18 protein-coding genes are annotated in these 15,205 nt (G+C 64.7%); 10 read left to right on the top strand and 8 right to left on the bottom strand.

Annotation, left to right across the window (positions count from 1 at the left end):
- The first annotated feature begins 1 nt into the window (after nucleotide 1).
- The gene (locus tag AC3A4M_RS06690) at nucleotides 2–799 is read left to right on the top strand and encodes an ABC transporter permease (RefSeq protein ID WP_498730149.1); all 798 of its coding nucleotides are present in this window, start codon (nucleotides 2–4) and stop codon (nucleotides 797–799) included.
- A 1-nt stretch (nucleotide 800) separates the two neighbouring features.
- On the opposite strand, the gene AC3A4M_RS06685 is transcribed toward AC3A4M_RS06690, so the two are convergent.
- Nucleotides 801–1,520 (bottom strand): TetR/AcrR family transcriptional regulator, encoded by a 720-nt coding sequence (locus AC3A4M_RS06685; RefSeq protein WP_498734761.1) that lies wholly within the window; start codon nucleotides 1,518–1,520, stop codon nucleotides 801–803.
- 119 nt (nucleotides 1,521–1,639) lie between these two features.
- Here AC3A4M_RS06685 and AC3A4M_RS06680 point away from each other — a divergent pair, with 119 nt between their 5' ends.
- From AC3A4M_RS06680 to AC3A4M_RS06665, 4 genes are all read left to right on the top strand, one after another.
- On the top strand, nucleotides 1,640–3,076 hold the full coding sequence (locus AC3A4M_RS06680; RefSeq protein WP_498734759.1) for a flavin monoamine oxidase family protein: 1,437 nt from the start codon (nucleotides 1,640–1,642) through the stop codon (nucleotides 3,074–3,076).
- Nucleotides 3,077–3,081: 5 nt separating this feature from the next.
- Nucleotides 3,082–3,966 (top strand): universal stress protein, encoded by an 885-nt coding sequence (locus AC3A4M_RS06675; RefSeq protein ID WP_498734758.1) that lies wholly within the window; start codon nucleotides 3,082–3,084, stop codon nucleotides 3,964–3,966.
- 2 nt (nucleotides 3,967–3,968) lie between these two features.
- Complete coding sequence (locus AC3A4M_RS06670) at nucleotides 3,969–5,498, top strand: APC family permease (RefSeq protein ID WP_498734756.1); 1,530 nt, start codon at nucleotides 3,969–3,971, stop codon at nucleotides 5,496–5,498.
- 125 nt (nucleotides 5,499–5,623) lie between these two features.
- Nucleotides 5,624–6,520 carry a diacylglycerol/lipid kinase family protein gene (locus AC3A4M_RS06665; protein ID WP_498734755.1) on the top strand — a complete coding sequence of 299 codons (897 nt, stop codon included), beginning with the start codon at nucleotides 5,624–5,626 and terminating at the stop codon, nucleotides 6,518–6,520.
- An 18-nt stretch (nucleotides 6,521–6,538) separates the two neighbouring features.
- On the opposite strand, the gene AC3A4M_RS06660 is transcribed toward AC3A4M_RS06665, so the two are convergent.
- Complete coding sequence (locus AC3A4M_RS06660) at nucleotides 6,539–7,006, bottom strand: LapA family protein (protein WP_498734754.1); 468 nt, start codon at nucleotides 7,004–7,006, stop codon at nucleotides 6,539–6,541.
- 379 nt (nucleotides 7,007–7,385) lie between these two features.
- On the opposite strand from AC3A4M_RS06660, the gene AC3A4M_RS06655 reads away from it, so the two are divergent.
- The 3 genes from AC3A4M_RS06655 to AC3A4M_RS06645 all read left to right on the top strand — a co-directional run bounded on the left by AC3A4M_RS06655 (nucleotide 7,386) and on the right by AC3A4M_RS06645 (nucleotide 8,964).
- Nucleotides 7,386–7,610, top strand: coding sequence for a helix-turn-helix domain-containing protein (locus AC3A4M_RS06655; protein ID WP_498734753.1), 225 nt, complete (start codon nucleotides 7,386–7,388; stop codon nucleotides 7,608–7,610).
- 121 nt (nucleotides 7,611–7,731) lie between these two features.
- Complete coding sequence (locus AC3A4M_RS06650; protein WP_498734752.1) at nucleotides 7,732–7,959, top strand: hypothetical protein; 228 nt, start codon at nucleotides 7,732–7,734, stop codon at nucleotides 7,957–7,959.
- A 102-nt stretch (nucleotides 7,960–8,061) separates the two neighbouring features.
- Complete coding sequence (locus AC3A4M_RS06645; RefSeq protein WP_498734751.1) at nucleotides 8,062–8,964, top strand: macrolide 2'-phosphotransferase; 903 nt, start codon at nucleotides 8,062–8,064, stop codon at nucleotides 8,962–8,964.
- Here the strand turns inward: AC3A4M_RS06645 and AC3A4M_RS06640 are convergent.
- The 4 genes from AC3A4M_RS06640 to AC3A4M_RS06625 form a co-directional block, all read right to left on the bottom strand.
- Nucleotides 8,961–9,794: an MSMEG_6728 family protein gene (locus tag AC3A4M_RS06640; RefSeq protein ID WP_498734750.1), complete on the bottom strand. Its 834-nt coding sequence runs from the start codon at nucleotides 9,792–9,794 to the stop codon at nucleotides 8,961–8,963. The two genes, AC3A4M_RS06645 and AC3A4M_RS06640, sit on opposite strands and share 4 nt — an antisense overlap.
- 5 nt (nucleotides 9,795–9,799) lie before the next feature.
- Nucleotides 9,800–11,233, bottom strand: coding sequence for an FAD-binding oxidoreductase (locus tag AC3A4M_RS06635; RefSeq protein ID WP_498734748.1), 1,434 nt, complete (start codon nucleotides 11,231–11,233; stop codon nucleotides 9,800–9,802).
- A gap of 251 nt (nucleotides 11,234–11,484) precedes the next feature.
- Nucleotides 11,485–12,270 (bottom strand): exosortase/archaeosortase family protein, encoded by a 786-nt coding sequence (locus tag AC3A4M_RS06630; RefSeq protein ID WP_498734747.1) that lies wholly within the window; start codon nucleotides 12,268–12,270, stop codon nucleotides 11,485–11,487.
- A 47-nt stretch (nucleotides 12,271–12,317) separates the two neighbouring features.
- Entirely contained in the window at nucleotides 12,318–12,758 is a 441-nt protein-coding gene (locus AC3A4M_RS06625) for a MarR family winged helix-turn-helix transcriptional regulator (protein ID WP_498734746.1), read from the bottom strand.
- Nucleotides 12,759–13,051: 293 nt separating this feature from the next.
- Between AC3A4M_RS06625 and AC3A4M_RS06620 the strand changes: the two genes are divergently transcribed.
- Complete coding sequence (locus tag AC3A4M_RS06620) at nucleotides 13,052–13,498, top strand: hypothetical protein (protein WP_498734744.1); 447 nt, start codon at nucleotides 13,052–13,054, stop codon at nucleotides 13,496–13,498.
- A 50-nt stretch (nucleotides 13,499–13,548) separates the two neighbouring features.
- Here the strand turns inward: AC3A4M_RS06620 and AC3A4M_RS06615 are convergent, their stop codons facing one another.
- On the bottom strand, nucleotides 13,549–13,830 hold the full coding sequence (locus tag AC3A4M_RS06615) for a hypothetical protein (protein ID WP_498734743.1): 282 nt from the start codon (nucleotides 13,828–13,830) through the stop codon (nucleotides 13,549–13,551).
- Nucleotides 13,831–14,071: 241 nt separating this feature from the next.
- Here AC3A4M_RS06615 and AC3A4M_RS06610 point away from each other — a divergent pair, with 241 nt between their 5' ends.
- Entirely contained in the window at nucleotides 14,072–14,560 is a 489-nt protein-coding gene (locus AC3A4M_RS06610) for an NADPH-dependent FMN reductase (protein WP_498734742.1), read from the top strand.
- 1 nt (nucleotide 14,561) lies between these two features.
- Here the strand turns inward: AC3A4M_RS06610 and AC3A4M_RS06605 are convergent, their stop codons facing one another.
- Nucleotides 14,562–15,104 carry a histidine phosphatase family protein gene (locus AC3A4M_RS06605; RefSeq protein WP_498734741.1) on the bottom strand — a complete coding sequence of 181 codons (543 nt, stop codon included), beginning with the start codon at nucleotides 15,102–15,104 and terminating at the stop codon, nucleotides 14,562–14,564.
- Nucleotides 15,105–15,205: the final 101 nt, after the last annotated feature.

Raw genomic sequence — 15,205 nt, 5'->3', positions numbered from 1 at the left:
CATGAGAAGAAGAATCAGCCCATGGCTGGTACCGGTTTTCGGCGGACTGGCCTTCCTGTTCCTGCTGGTCCCCATTGCCTACGTGTTCGCCTTTTCGTTCAACGACGCCGGCCGGACCAACCTCACCTGGCGCGGCTTCACGCTGGATAACTGGCGTAACCCCTGCGGTGCACCGGCGGTATGCGAGGCGCTGGCCAACAGCCTGCAGATCAGCTCGATTGTCACCATCATCGCCACCATCCTGGGCACGGCCATCGCCATTGGACTGGTGCGTTACCGGTTCAAGTTCAATGCCACGGCCAACATGCTGATCTTCCTGCCGCTGGCGACGCCGGAAGTGGTGCTCGGCGCATCGCTGCTGGCCCAGTTCCTGAACATCGGTGTGGATCTGGGGGTGGGGACGATCATCATCGCCCACAGTATGTTCTGCATTTCCTTTGTGGTGGTTGCGGTGAAGGCCCGCGTGGCCAGTCTGGACCCGAAGCTGGAGGAAGCCGCGGCGGACCTGTACGCATCGCCGATTCAGGCCTTCTGGCGGGTCACTTTCCCGCTACTGCTGCCGGGCATCGTGGCGGCGGCGTTGCTGGCCTTCGCCATGAGTTTCGACGACTTCATCATCACCAACTTCAACTCAGGCAACGTGGACACGTTCCCGAAGTTCATCTACGTCGCCGCAACCCGTGGCATTCCGGCACAGGCGAACGTGATCGGTTCGGCCATGTTCATCATCGCGCTGCTGATTGTGATCGGCGGGCAGATCCTGTCCAACCGGCGGGCGAAGCTGCTGGCCGCCCGCTGAGTTACCCGGCGGTGCTGGCGGCGTCAGCCCATTCCCGCCGCTGGGCGTCCAGCCCGGAGATGAGACCGTCGAGCCCCAGCCGGAAGGCCGCGTCGGCGGGCGCTCCGTCCGCCGGCAGTTGGCGCGCCCGCACAGCGGAGGTGAAGTGCGGGCTGGAACCGGCCAGCTCCCCGGTTTCGAAAATGTCCTCCGGGGCGGCCACGTCGAAGGCGGAGCCGAAGATGAAGGACTCCAGCGCAACGATCGCCGGGACCACCAAAGGCTCGGGCCAGCCGGCGTCGAGAAAGCCGCGGGTGAGTTCCTCGTACATCTGCAGGGTGCGCGGTGCGCCGGTTACTGGCAGCACGGCGATGACCGGAATCAGCGGGGAGTGCTGGGTGAAAACGTCGCGGTAGGACCAGGCCCAGTTGCGCACTGCCTCGGGCCAAGGCAGCGTGCTGAAGCCGCTGACGTCCACGCGGTTCATCAGATGGTCCTGCAGGAGCAGGAGGACATCGTGCTTGGACTTCACGTGGTTGTACAGCGCAGACGGCGCAACGCCCAGGCGCCGGGCAAGGGCCGACATGGTCAGGGCGTCATAGCCGCTGGCCTCGATCAGCTTCAGGGCCGCCGAAGTGATGAGCTCCTTGGACAGGACCTTCTGTGCCGGGCGTCCGGCAGAGCGGTGCGTCCCCGATGCTGAAACCGCGATGGCGGGCCTCCTTGTGGCTCGTTTCCTCAACGGCCCGTACGGGCCGCTAAAAATATCCTACGTTCCGCTTCCCATCCGTCCGGCCACCGGCTACAGTTAAAGTAAATGAACGTTATTCATTTATGTCGAACACACACGGGAGTGAAAGAGTGAACACCATGGATCGCGACGTCGTCATCATCGGCGCAGGGCCCTCCGGGCTGACGGCCGCCTGGGAGCTGAAGAAGGCCGGTCTGAGCGTTGCCGTGCTGGAAGCCCGCGACCGCGTCGGCGGCCGCACCTGGACGGACACCATCGACGGGGCAATGCTGGAAATCGGCGGCCAGTGGGTCTCGCCGGACCAGACTGCGCTGCTGGGGCTGCTGGACGAACTCGGCCTGGAAACGTTCCCGCGCTACCGCCACGGTGAATCCATTTACATTGGTCCGGACGCTAAGCGGAAGCGCTACACGGGCGAGCTGTTCCCGGTCAGCGAGCGGACGCAGGCCGAAATGAACCGCCTGATCGGCATCCTGGACACGCTCGCCGCGGAGGCCGGTCCCGAGGCGCCGTGGACCCATCCGATGGCGCGGGAACTGGACACCATTTCCTTCCACCACTGGCTCCGCAAGCAGTCCAGCGACGAGGACGCCTGCAACAACATCGGCCTCTTCATCGCCGGCGGCATGCTGACCAAGCCCGCGCACTCCTTCTCCGCGCTGCAGGCCGTGCTGATGGCCGCCTCCGCCGGATCCTTCAGCAACCTGGTCGATGACAACTTCATCCTGGACAAGCGCGTCATCGGCGGCATGCAGCAGGTGTCGGAACGCCTCGCCGCAAAGCTGGGGGACGACGTCGTGCTCAACAGCCCGGTGCGCACACTGCGGTGGGCGGCGCAGGCGCCGGACGCCGCCACCGCTGCCGCGGATTCAACGCACGACGGCGTGACCGCCATCTCGGATTCCGTTACCGTGCGTGCCCGCTACGCCATCATGGCTGTGCCGCCGAACCTGTACTCGCGGGTCTCCTTTGAGCCGCCGCTGCCGCGCCGCCAGCACCAGATGCACCAGCACCAGTCCCTGGGCCTGGTCATCAAGATCCACGCCGTCTACGAGACTCCATTCTGGCGTGAAGACGGCCTCTCCGGCACCTGTTTCAGCCCGGCCTCGGTGGTGCAGGAGGTCTACGACAACACGAACTACCAGGATCCGCGCGGCACGTTGGTCGGCTTCATCTCCGATGAAAAGGCCGATGCCATGTTCGAGCTCAGCGCGGAGGACCGCAAGGCCGCAGTGCTGGGTGCGGTGGCAGAATACCTGGGTCCAAAGGCGCTGGATCCCGTGGTCTACTACGAATCCGACTGGGGTTCGGAGGAGTGGACCCGCGGCGCCTATGCGGCCAGCTACGATCTGGGCGGGCTGCACCGCTACGGCAAGGACCAGCTCACGCCGGTCGGCCCGATCTACTGGTCCTGCTCGGATTTGGCGGCCGAGGGCTACCAGCATGTGGACGGGGCCGTGAGGATGGGACAGCAAACCGCCGCCCGGATTCTCGGCGCCGCTGCCGGTGCCGGGGAGCCAGCCGGAACAGCGCGCCACGGGGCGTGAGCAGCATGCGCAGGTACGTAGTCGGCTACACAGCCACCGAGAACGGCAGGGACGCGGTCAATCTGGCCGTGGCCCTGGCCCGCAGCCAACAGGCCTCGCTGGACCTGGTCATGGTCCAATCGCCGGACTCGCCCTATGCCGGCACCTACCCGCCGTCGGACCGGGGCTACGAACGGATTCTTGCGGAGCAGCTCGATCAGTGGTCGGCAGAGGGCTTGGCGCTGGTGCCCCATGACGTGACAGCGAAGGCCCATGTGCTCCAGGCCGAGTCAACCGCCGAGGGCCTGATCGAGGCCGCGCGCGAGTTCTCCGCCGCGGTGATCGTGGTGGGCGCCGCCCGCAGCAGTCTGCTGCGCCGGTTCAGCATCGGGAGCGTCGCCTCGGCGTTGCTGCACGCCGCCGACGTGCCGGTGGCACTGGCGCCCAAGGGCTACCAGCGGCAGGAACCGATCACGCGCCTGACCTGCGGGATCGGAACCAGGCCTGGCGCCGACGACGTTCTGCAGGCAGCGGTAGGGGCGGCGTCGTGGCGGTCGCTGCCGTTGCGGCTGGTGTCCCTGGTGGCCTTGGACCCGGATAATCCGGAAGCCGTCCGGGCCGCGGAAGCGAACATGGCCGCGCGTTTTGCCGCGGCTGCAGCACAACTCCCGGGCAAGGTGACACGGACCGTTGCCCCCGGCAAGACCATCGAGGATGCCATCGAAGGACTGGACTGGGACGAGGGCGAGCTGATGATGATTGGCTCCAGCCGGCTGGCCCGGAACAACCGCCTGTTCCTGGGGGCCACGGCCAACAAGGTGCTCCGGGCACTGCCGGTGCCGATGGTCGTCGTGCCGCGCAACTACCGGTCGGACCGGGCTGCACTGGCGGACACAAACAAGGATGGCTAGCCATGAGTGAATCTACAGGCACGCGCAGGGCGTCCGGGCTGAGCCGCAAGGGCCTGCAGGGCGGCTCGGTCGGGCTGCTTGGCGCCGTCGTTATTGGGGTTTCCTGCATCGCCCCGGCCTACACGCTGACCGCGTCGCTGGGCCCCACCATTGCCGAGGTGGGGGTGCAGTTGCCGGCGATCTTCCTGGTCGGCTTCATCCCGATGCTCCTCGTGGCGTTGGGCTACCGGGAGCTGAACAACGCGATGCCGGATTCCGGTACCTCGTTCACCTGGGCCACCCGCGCCTTCGGTCCGTGGGTGGGCTGGATGGGCGGCTGGGGACTGGTCGCGGCGACCATCATTGTGCTCTCGAACCTGGCCGCCGTTGCGGTGGAATTCTTCTACCTGATGCTGGCGCAGGTCACCGGGAATGCGTCGCTGGCTGCGCTGGCCGAGAACGTTCCGCTGAACATCGCCACCACCCTGGTGTTCATCGCGCTGGCCTGCTGGGTGTCGTACCGCGGCATGGAAACCACCAAGAAGCTGCAGTACATCTTGGTCGGCTTCCAGTTGCTGGTGCTCGCCTGGTTCGCCGTCGCTGCCTTTGTCCATGTGGGCACCGGGACGGCCTTCGACGCCTCGGCCATCAGCGCCGAGTGGTTCAATCCGTTCGCGGTGGATTCCTTCTCGACCTTCGCGGCCGGCGTCTCGCTGTCCATCTTCATCTACTGGGGCTGGGACGTCACCCTGACTATGAACGAGGAGACCAAGGACCCGGAGAAGACCCCGGGGCGGGCCGCTGCCGCCACCATTTTCGTGATCGTGGTGCTCTACATGCTCATGGCGCTGGCCGTGCTGAGCTACGCCGGGATCGGGACCGAGGGTCTGGGCGCCGGCAATCCGGAGAACCAGGAAAGCATCTTCGCCGCCCTGGCCGGACCTGTGATGGGACCGTTCGCCATCCTGATGTCGCTGGCCGTACTGAGCAGTTCCGCTGCTTCCCTGCAGTCCACATTCGTCTCCCCGGCACGCACGATGCTGGCCATGGGCCATTACCGCGCACTGCCGGCGAGCTACGGGCGGATCAGCCCGCGCTTCAAGTCCCCGGGCTACGCCACGGTGGCCGCGGCCATCGCCGCCGGAGCCTTCTATACGGTCACGCGGGTGCTGTCCGAGAACGCCCTCTGGGACACCATCACCGCCCTAGGCATGATGATCTGTTTCTACTACGGTGTGACGGCGCTGGCCTGTGTCTGGTATTTCCGGGCCGAAGCGTTCGCCGATGCCCGGAACTTCTTCTGCAAGTTCCTCTCGCCCCTGCTCGGCGGAATCATCCTGCTGGTGATGTTCTTCCAGACCGCCAAGGACTCGCTGGATCCGGCCTACGGCTCCGGCTCATCGGTGGGCGGCATCGGCCTGGTCTTCATCCTCGGGTGCGGCGTGATCCTGCTCGGCGCGGTGCTGATGTTCGTGATGTACAAGCGGCACCCGGGCTTTTTCCGGGGCGAGACGCTGCGCCGTGGCACCGCCGCCGACGACGTCCGCGCTTGACCCGCCCGGACAACCGCAAACAAGACAACGACGGCGGCGCCTCCTTGGGCTTGTTGCTCAGCGTACGTCCGCCCGTCGACCCGCTGAGGCGCACGCCATCGGTTCGGCGTGATTAAGCTGGCCGTATGAGTAGTTCCCCTTCAGGACGTTTCGAACGGATTGTGCTGATCTACAACCCGGATGCCGTCAAGTTCCCGTTCTACCTGGCCGAGCAACTGCGGGAGGACTTGGCGCTTCGGCTGCCCGCTGTGCCGGTCCAGCCGCGGCACACGAAGTCGGCAGGCCATGCCCGCGAACTGGCGCGCGCCGCAGCCGGAGAGGGCCGGCCGCTGATCGTCTCCATCAGCGGCGACGGCGGCTTCAATGAAGTGGTCAACGGCGTGATGGACGTCCCGGAAACGCAGGCCGTCTGCGCAGTCATGGCCGGCGGCAATGCCAACGACCACCGCCGCAGCACCCGCAGACAGACCCTGATCGAAGCGATCGTGGACGGCGAGGTCAGGCAGATCGATCTGCTCAGGCTTCACGTTGGCGATGGGCCACAGGCCTGGTCGCGCTACGCCCACTCCTATATCGGGTTCGGCCTGACGCCGCTGATGGCGATTGGTATCGAAGGGGGCCAGAAGGGCGTCATCAAGGAGCTGATCTCCGTAGCGCGCACGGTTGCCGGACTGCGGCCCTTTGAAATTGCCCGGGCCGATGGCGCCCGGGCCAGGCTGGACAGCCTGGTGCTGGCCAACATCCCGGAGATGGCTAAGTACGGCCGGGTGAGCGAAGCCGGAGATCCAGCGGACGGAAGGTTCGAAGTGGTGATGCTGCCGCACGCCAGTAAATGGCGCATTGCGCTCATGACCCTCCGCGCCGTCACAGTGGGCCTGGGCAAACAGCCCAGCGTCAGCAGCTACGCCTTCACTACAACTAACAGCATCCCCGTCCAGACCGACGGCGAAGTCATGACCGTCGGCGCCGAAACGGATGTGGTCGTGGAGTCGGTGCCCAGGGTCTTGACCGTCATTGGCTGAGGCTAGCCGGGTGTCCGTTCAGCGGGTCTGATTCCGCTTCCGCTTCCGGCCCTTGTGCGCAACGGCCCGAAGCTGGATGATCCGGGCGGCGCCGGCAATGGCGGTCAAGAGTCCGCCGCCCACTGCCGCAATAAACAGGGCCAGACCCAGATTGACTCTGCCCTCCAAGGCGAAGTAGCGCAGCGTGACCTGGTCCTGGTTCTGGGCGATGAAGATGATCAGCAGCACCAGCAGAATCAGGCCCGCTACCGTGGCGGTCCAGATCATGCCCGCCCGGGTTATCCGGGGCTTCTCCTCAACGTCCCTATCCGCCGGCTCGGGCCGCTTGGGTTCTTCTTTCCCGGCCTTGCCCTTCTCTATCCGTGCTTTCCCCTCCGGCACCACTGCACCGCCGGAAGCACCGGAGGCGCCGGGCTTTCGGGTTTCCTCGTGCCCGGGCTCTTCGCGGGCGGGAACGTTATCGGGCGTGCGCGGATCGGAGGCCATGGTTTCTCTCTTCTCTTGGCAGCAGTCTCGTGACAAAGGGCCGGTTGCCCTTCAGCATAGGCCCGCCCGCACCCCACCGTCAGGAGCGGCAGGCAGATCGGCAGCGGTTAATCTGAAGGGGACGGTACTGCTTGGGATGAGCGGGAGCATCGCCGCGCGCCCCTTGCCGGAGGTCAACGCGGGCCAGCTTGTTCAAGTGGCGGTGGCATTCGTCACGCACCCGCTGCCAGCTGATGTCCCGGCCTTGCCCCTCGAAGAATCCGTCCAAAGACACCGACTGCATCACCCGACCGAACAGGACCTCCGGTTGGCAACGCGCATGTGGACGGGGTGCAACAGCGCGTCGTGGCCCTCAGCCCGAAGATACTAGGCTAAAGCCATGCCCTCTACCGAGACCTCCACTAGTAACAGAATGCTTGAGCGGATCGCCGCGATTTTGGATGCTGTGGACGGCACCTCAGCTTCTGCCAGCGAACTCGCCCGCAGAACCGGACTTTCGGTATCAACTTCCCACCGGCTGGCGCTATCGATGGTGGAGTACGGCTTCCTGCGCCGTAACGAAAGCGGCGGTTTCCAGCTAGCTGTGGATCCGCCGCGGCGATGAACGTATTTGCCAGCTCAGCGTTGACAGCCAGCATGAGCTGAAGGCGACCCTGCCGGAGGGCGCACGTCTGCCGTTGCCGGCAGGGTCGAGCGGACGTCTCCTGGCAAGAGAGGCAGAGGCCTTGGAGGAACTGGCGGCGAACGGCTGGGTGGAATCTGTCGGGAGGAGGACACCCGGTCTTGGCTCCGTGAGCGCGCCGGTGCTGTCACGAAGCCAGATAATTGCCACGATCTGTCTCGCCATGCCGCTCAGCCGGATCAAGGAATCGCCCGGCTCGGACTTCGGCACCGCCGTTATGCAGGCTGCCCACCGGATAGAAGCCGATCTCGCACAAGCCCAGGAACGGTAACCCGCCGGCTGTCGCTTTGGCATCGTGCGGGCCGAAACCGTTTGTCGTCCGGCCGCGCTAGCATCCGTTCGGTACAGTGGCACCAACGCTAGGAGGACCGCCATGTCAGACGAACCGGAATTCACCGCCGCCTCGGTCGCGGAGCTGGCCCAGGAACACGGACTGGATATCCAATCCACCAGCGTCACGTTCAACGAGGCCGGCTTGGATTACCTGGTCGCGTTCGCCGTCGCCAGGGACAACAAGCACTGGGTCCTGCGGATTCCGCGCCGGCCGGACGTCTCCGCCAAAATTGCCGACGAAGCCAAAATCCTCAAACTGGTCAAAGGCAAGCTCTCCGCGGCCGTGCCGGACTGGCGGATCCGGAGCCGCTCGCTGATCGCGTACCCGGCGCTGCCGGGGCAGCCCGGCCTGACGGTGGAGGACGGACAACCGATCTGGCATTTCGACCGCGAATCGCCAACCTACTGCGCCTCGCTGGGTCGGCTCATCGCCCAATTGCACCGGATCGACGCCGAGCAGGCGCACGCGGCGGGCATTCCCACGCTGACTCCGGAGGAGGTGCGCGAGGAATGGCGCACCAACCTGGCCAAGGTGGAGGCCGAATTCCAGATTGCCGATGCTCTGCTGGAACGCTGGAACGCCTGGCTGGCCGAGGACAGCTACTGGCCGGACTTCACCGTCTTCACCCACGGGGAGCTCTACCCGGCACACCTGTTGCTGGACGAAAACGCCGAAATCCGATCCGTCCTCGACTGGACCACGGCCAAGGTGGCGGATCCGGCGCTGGACTTCATGTTCCAGCACATGGTCTCCACCCCGGAGGCCTTCGACCTCACCGTCCGCAGCTCCGTTGACGACGGCGGACGCGTACCACCGCGGCTGGCCGACCAGTGCGCGGAGCTGATGGCGGCCGCACCGATCAGCTACGGCGTGTATGCGATGACAACAGGGAATCCGGACCATCAGGCGGCGGCAGCTGCGCAGTTGAACCCGGCGGACTAACGATGGACTGAGCGCGCCCCCGGGCCGCCGCGGAGAACTGCCGGCAGCGGAACGGCGAAGAACAGACGCGGGTCCTGCAGCAACGCGGGATAGTCAAAGTCCGACCGGCGGATCTCGCCGCTGAGCACCAACGTCCGCGCGAGCGTGTCCGCTGCTCCGGTGATTGGACCGAGCGTACCTGTTGCGAAGCGCAAGCCGCCGTCGAGCGGTAAGGCGACCGGGTCGCCGTCGTTCGCTTCGTTCAGCATGGCATCCAACTGCCTGGCCTTCTTCCCCCGCACCGGCACTCCGGCGGGCGTCAAGGCAGGAAGACTAACGACGGCGGCGTCCGGCTTTTCGCCTTGCCCGCCTTGAGTGCGGGCTATCCACAAGCGCGGACCGGTGACTTCAGCGGGGACCAGCTCGGTGGCCGGCTCGGGCCAGATGTAGGGGAGCGCATCGGCAGTGCCGGGGAAGCGCGGCCCGTAGAATCCGGGATCCTTCTGGATAAGGTTGGAGCGATGGGCGCGGTGAAAATCTTCATCGCCCAGCCAGGGCGGCGGCGTCGGAGTCGCGGTTTCTGCCTCCGGCGCGAACTCGAGGATGGGGCCGCGGGTGCCGTCAGCGTGGCCGCGGGCCAGCCATTCGTCCGTCATGGCCAAGCCGTAGCGGACCAGCGCCGGCACGTGGCCCATCCACATCCGCACAGCCGGGTGCCGCTGCCAACCATAGTCGGGAACAGTCAGCGCGCGCAGGATCTGCAAAGTCTCCACCCGCTGCTTGCCCAGGCGCGGCCCATCGAGGACGGCCGCGCTGGAAGCGAAGTCAGGAAAGGGCAGGAAGGTCTGCATCCTGCCTAGGATAGCCCGGCGGGTGGAGCGGGAGCTGGACCTTCCGCTCTTTCCGGACCCTGTACTGCCTCCGCCCTGATCGTATGGCCGAAGCGCAGCAGGTTCGCGGGATCCCAGCGGCTCTTGGCGGCAGCGAGCTCCTCGTACGCTTGCGGGGACCAGGCACGGGCACGGTCCGTGGCATCCCCAGGCGTTCCGTGGAAGTTCACCAGCGTCCGGCCTGTGGAGTAGGGCGCCATTGCTTGCAACAGAGACTGGATAGCCACGGTAGTGGCAGTTGCTATGGGCGGGGCCGTCAAACCGATGGCAAGCAGCGAGAAGGCTGCGTCACGTCCGGAAACCGCGTCCGTTCCAACGCCGCCCAAGGAGAGCGCGCCCCCGAGTGGACGAAGCTCGATCAGGATGAGGGGGCAGTCCGAGCCCGGACCAGCCGCGGCGAGGAAGGCCGCCTCGGCATCGGCGTCGAAACTGTGCAGCAGCGCGCCGGCTTCTTCGTATGGCAGCGGTTCCTGCGGGTCGGCGTGCACCATATCCACGTCCAGATAACTCATCGGCCCGGCCATATCCATGATCGGTGATGAAACCATGCGCATGGGCGCCAACAGGGTCTCGGCTTCCTCCTGCGGGCCGGGATAAGCGAAGCGGAGGTGAACGACGAATTGCGCGCGCAAAGGTGGCGGAACGAACTCCAGATCCGGGAGCCGCAGCAGCGCGATAGAGGTGGCTGCCTTCGTGGGCAGGGTCGGCCACCAATGGTTGAACGTGGAGAGTACGTTTGCTGCATCTGTCCCAGGGAAAAAGATGCCACCGCCGTAGAACTCGTCAACCGGCAGAAGGTTGCAGGTCAAGGAGGTTACGACACCGAAGTTGCCTTTGCCGCCGCGCAGCAGCCTGAACAATTCCGGCTCATGCTCCGCGTCCACGCGGCGCAGCACGCCGTCTGGTGTGACGATCTCGAAGCTTCGTACATGATCGGCGGCAAAACCGTATGTCCGGCCGAGAAGAGGCAACCCTCCGCCGAGCGTATAGCCGACGACGCCGACGTCGGTACTCGAACCGTGCAGGCCGACCAGGCCGAGCGGAACGCTGGCCGCCAGCAAGCTGCGCCATTTCACTCCGGCGCCGATCCGCGCCGTCCGTTCCACCGAATCGATCTGCAGGTCCTGCATACGACTGGTATTGATGAGCAGGCCGCCTTCGATGGAGCTGTTGGCTCCATGGCCGGTGGCTTGGACTGCGATGGGTATATTGCGGGCTGCAGCCCACTGCACGCCCGCCACAACATCAGCGGCGTTCATAGCACCAAGGGCCACGTCCGGCCGATATACGGCAGCGAGATTGAACGCGGCGGTATCCTCCGCGTAGCCCGGCGCCCCAGGTGCCATAACAGGTCCCGCGACCAAGGCAGCCAATGTTTGTGTTTCTTCAAGAGATAGCATGACGAGCTCCAACCATTCCGGCTCAGCCAATGACCCGGGACAGCGAGTCCGGATCCGAAAGTATTCAATGCCACGGCCTCATGAGCCGGTAGAAACATCGGCCCCAAGCCCCGCGTCTTGCCGGTCCACCAGTCGGTTTTCCAGTTACTGGAAACAAGCCCCAACCAGTTGGACTATCCTCCAGGTTCAGTAGGCCGTCAAGAGGCCAATGGGATTCCTAATTGTGCACTGGTCCGCTAAGGGCCGTGGTCCTATTTGCGGCCTTTGCGTTTCAGCAGCGGCTTCGACGCGCAGGACTTCGCCTGTGCCTTTTTGCCCGGGGCGTTCTTGCTGGGGTCGCTTTTTCCAGGGGCACTTTTGCCCGTGGCGCTCTTGCCAGTCGGGGATTTAGCCGCAGGAGGAGCCGGGGACGGGGACGGGGCTGCGGACTTGGCCGCTGCAGGGGCGTCGGCTGCCGGGGAAGCTGCCGGCTTTGTAGGCGCTGGCTGGGGCGCAGTCTTTGGAGCAGGAGCAGCCTTCTGCCCGCTTTCTCCACCGGCCGGAGGTGCAGCCTGGTCTGCGGAAGGCGTGCACTCATCCGCCGGGTCGTTGGTTCGCGGCGGATTCCCAGCCGCCGGAGTGGCCGATTCGCCCGGAGCCGTGGCAGTCAGCGGCGAGGCGGGAGCGTCCATGGAGGAAACCAGTTTGGTGATCTGGCCGGTGAAGTCCGGGATAGCGGAATCCCACTTCGGGGCGGGCGACTGCTGTTCCGCGCTGTCGCCCGTGCCGTCGAAGAACACGTCACGGTAACCCAACCTCTGAACGATCATCCAGACGGCGATCGCGACCATGAGCAGCGTCAGCATGACAAACGCGCCTGTCCCGTAGATCCGGACGAGTACGCCCACGGGGGAGATCGACCCCTGAAGAGCTTGGTCTGCCAGCCAGACCACAAGCCAAAAGGTGGCCGTGACGGCCAGGATTCCCAGCGGCAGGCCAAGGCTGGCCTCGGAGGCACGGCGCCGCCAGTTACCCAGAGCAAGGAGCAATCGAGTCATAGGGCTGGTTTTGAACTCCTGTATGTTCCTGGTGGGGGCGGGGACGCTCACGTGGTGTTTCCTTCGGCAACTGGTTCGAAACCGGTTTCTTGGTGGTCGGCAAGTTCCTGGACGAAGCGGTCCAGCATACGTGCAAGTGTTTCACGGTCCTTCGCGGACCAGGTGGCCAGGACCTCGTCGAAGAGATCCGCTCCGGCCGCACCGATCTGGCGCTGCATCTCGCGGCCTTCTTCACTGGTGCTGACCAGCGTTGCCCGGGCATCGCCTGGATCTGACTGGCGGTCCACGAGCCCCTTGTCGTCGAGCCGCCGGACCTGCGGGGTCATCGTGGATTTATCGACGCCGTGCTGGACAGCAAGTTCGGAGACGCGCACCGGACCGTTCTTGCTGATGTAGTCCAGCAGCGCCACATCGTTGGGGGACATGTCCGAGGCGGCGGGGCCAAACAATTCTTTGCGGACCTGCGAACGCGCGGCCCAGCGGATCAATTGGGTGACGCTGGACCTTACTTGGTCACCCGCAGTAGGGCCAGTGTCACCTTGGCTCCCGGCCCCTTGAATCTTTTGCACATGATGAGGATACGTCCTAAAGTTTGATTGTGCCAATCAAACTAAATTGGCAGAGAACCGGGCAGATCCCCCGCTGGCCGCATCTCATTGCGGCTCGCGGGTTTACACTGTAAGTTGAACCAGTAAGTATACTTAGTGGTAGCTATACGAGATTTAGTTGGGGTTGGCTAGCAAAGTCCAAATTGATCTTCTGTGAGGGAGTGAGAGTGGTAATGCCCAATCACAAGCAGCGCTATCGGCCCATCGATAGGGATGACGACATCTCTGATCCTTGGTGCTCCGTCTGCGCCACGGACGACTATTTGATTATTGAAGAGGTCGAGCCCGCCGAAGAGCAGGACCTCAGCGGGCATCCGTTGTGGAACATCAGCTATTCGTGTGCCGAATGTGAGAGCTTCTATGGGCATCAGACCCAGAAGCCATGGCTGGGCGAGGCTGATGAGGCAGGCAGGCTGGTGGCGATCGAATCCGCCTACATCCATTGCGGTGAGCCGATGCGGCCGTTCGATTCCGCTCAGCGGCCTATCTATGACCCTGTGATCAACCATGATCCCGAGGCGGATGCACTGCCGCATGTCGAACTGGACACGCTGGTACTTCGCTGTGCCTGCGGATTCCAGATTGCAGTGCCGGCGGACAGCTATTCGGAAGGCAACTGAGCCGGCAGGAATGGTAAGAGCCGCACCGGCATTCGGTGCGGCTCTTACCATCAGGCGACGGTTAGGTGTTCCACTGTCAGCGGGGAGGCGGCTGCAGTGTCCGGGACGGGTGTTGCCGCGGGGGACCAGGAGAGTGTGATCTGGATGCCGTCCGCCAGTTCGCTGATCCTCAGGCGCAGGTCCTCGTCGTAGAGGTTCCTGCGCTGGGTGGCAAGGCCGTCATCCTCTGCCTGGTGCAATAGCTTGGAGACCGCCAGGGCCATGGCGCGGCCCCAATCGTACGGATGCTTGCTGTTGGCTTTGGCTGTGGCCGTGTACCTTTTCTCACGCATGGCAGATGTCCTAACGGTCCTGGGGATGGGCGTATTGGAAGGCCTGATGATTCGTCCGCCCGGACGCAGAGTCAGAGGGGACATGCGTTATTCAGTTGCTAAGGGTGCTGGTATTTGGTCATTCAGTGTAACGCCGAATGAAAGCATTCGTCCATCATGCGAACGGCTGGCAGCGCAACCGGGTTTGTAACGTCCTGACACGTGGCTCCCCGCGGCCGGGGTAGAGCGGTAGCGTCCCTGTATGACCGTTACCGTAGTTGCAGGAAACCCGAAGCCGGCCTCCCGGACCCTTGCCGCGGCCCGGCTCCTGGCCGAGCAGATCACCGGAGCCCCGGTGGACAATGCCGTCGACGTCATCACTTTGGGCCCGGGCCTGCTGGGGTGGGGCGACGACGCCGTCGCGGCGGCCGTGAAGACGATCCAGTCCAGTGACCTGGTGATTTTCGCGTCGCCGACCTTCAAGGCCACTTACACAGGAGTGCTCAAGCTCTTCCTTGACCAGTTCGCAAGCGGTGACGGGCTCAAAGGCGTTGTCGCAGTACCGTTGATGCTCGGTGCTGGCCCGGCTCACGCGCTGGCCCCGGAGCTGCTGCTCAAGCCGGTACTTGTTGAGCTCGGCGCCACGGTTCCTGTGCAGGGTTTGTACCTCAACGAGAAGTCCTGGGAAGACCCGGAAAGCTCGCGCGAATGGCTGGACCGGTGGACACTGGTGATCCAGTCGCTGCTCTGAGCTAGCCGGCGACTTGCTCCGCCTCGAAGCCGAGCAGCAGCTCCGGTTCCAGCTCGATGGCCTCGCCGTTGATGACGTGGGCATGGGCTTCGCCCCGCAGAAGTCCCATGGTCACCCTGATGAGCGTGCCGTGCGCGACGACGATGATGCGCTGATCTGGATTCGCGTTAACCAGTTCCTGCAGCGTGGCAATGCTGCGTGCCGCCACTTCGGCTTCCGGCTCGGAAACGAGCAGCACCTTGTCGATCTCGGTCCGGTCCATGCCCAGCAGGACGGTGCCTTCGGCGTCGCGGAAGTCCCGTTCGATCAGTCCTGGCAGAGTGCCGGAAATCGACAGCCCAACGTGCTTGCCGATGATCTCCGCGGTTTCGCGGGCGCGGCGCAAAGGTGATGAAACCAGAAGGTTCCATTCCTCCGTCGCCAGCTTCGCGCCGGCGTCGTTAGCCTGCCTGCGGCCCAACTCATTCAGCGGGATGTCCGTATGCCCCTGCAGCCGTCCGGCCGAATTCCAGTCGGTCTCACCGTGTCGCACCAGTGCCAGCACTTAGGCCTCCTCATGTCCAGTTGTCTGCATCAATCCTGCCCCAATGCGGTGCCAATAGGAAACGACGACGGGGCCGGGCCCGCGAGCGACGCGCGGCGGTC

It is taken from the genome of Arthrobacter sp. Soil_C_60 (assembly GCF_057656375.1).
This window is presented reverse-complemented; position numbering and strand designations above follow the sequence as displayed.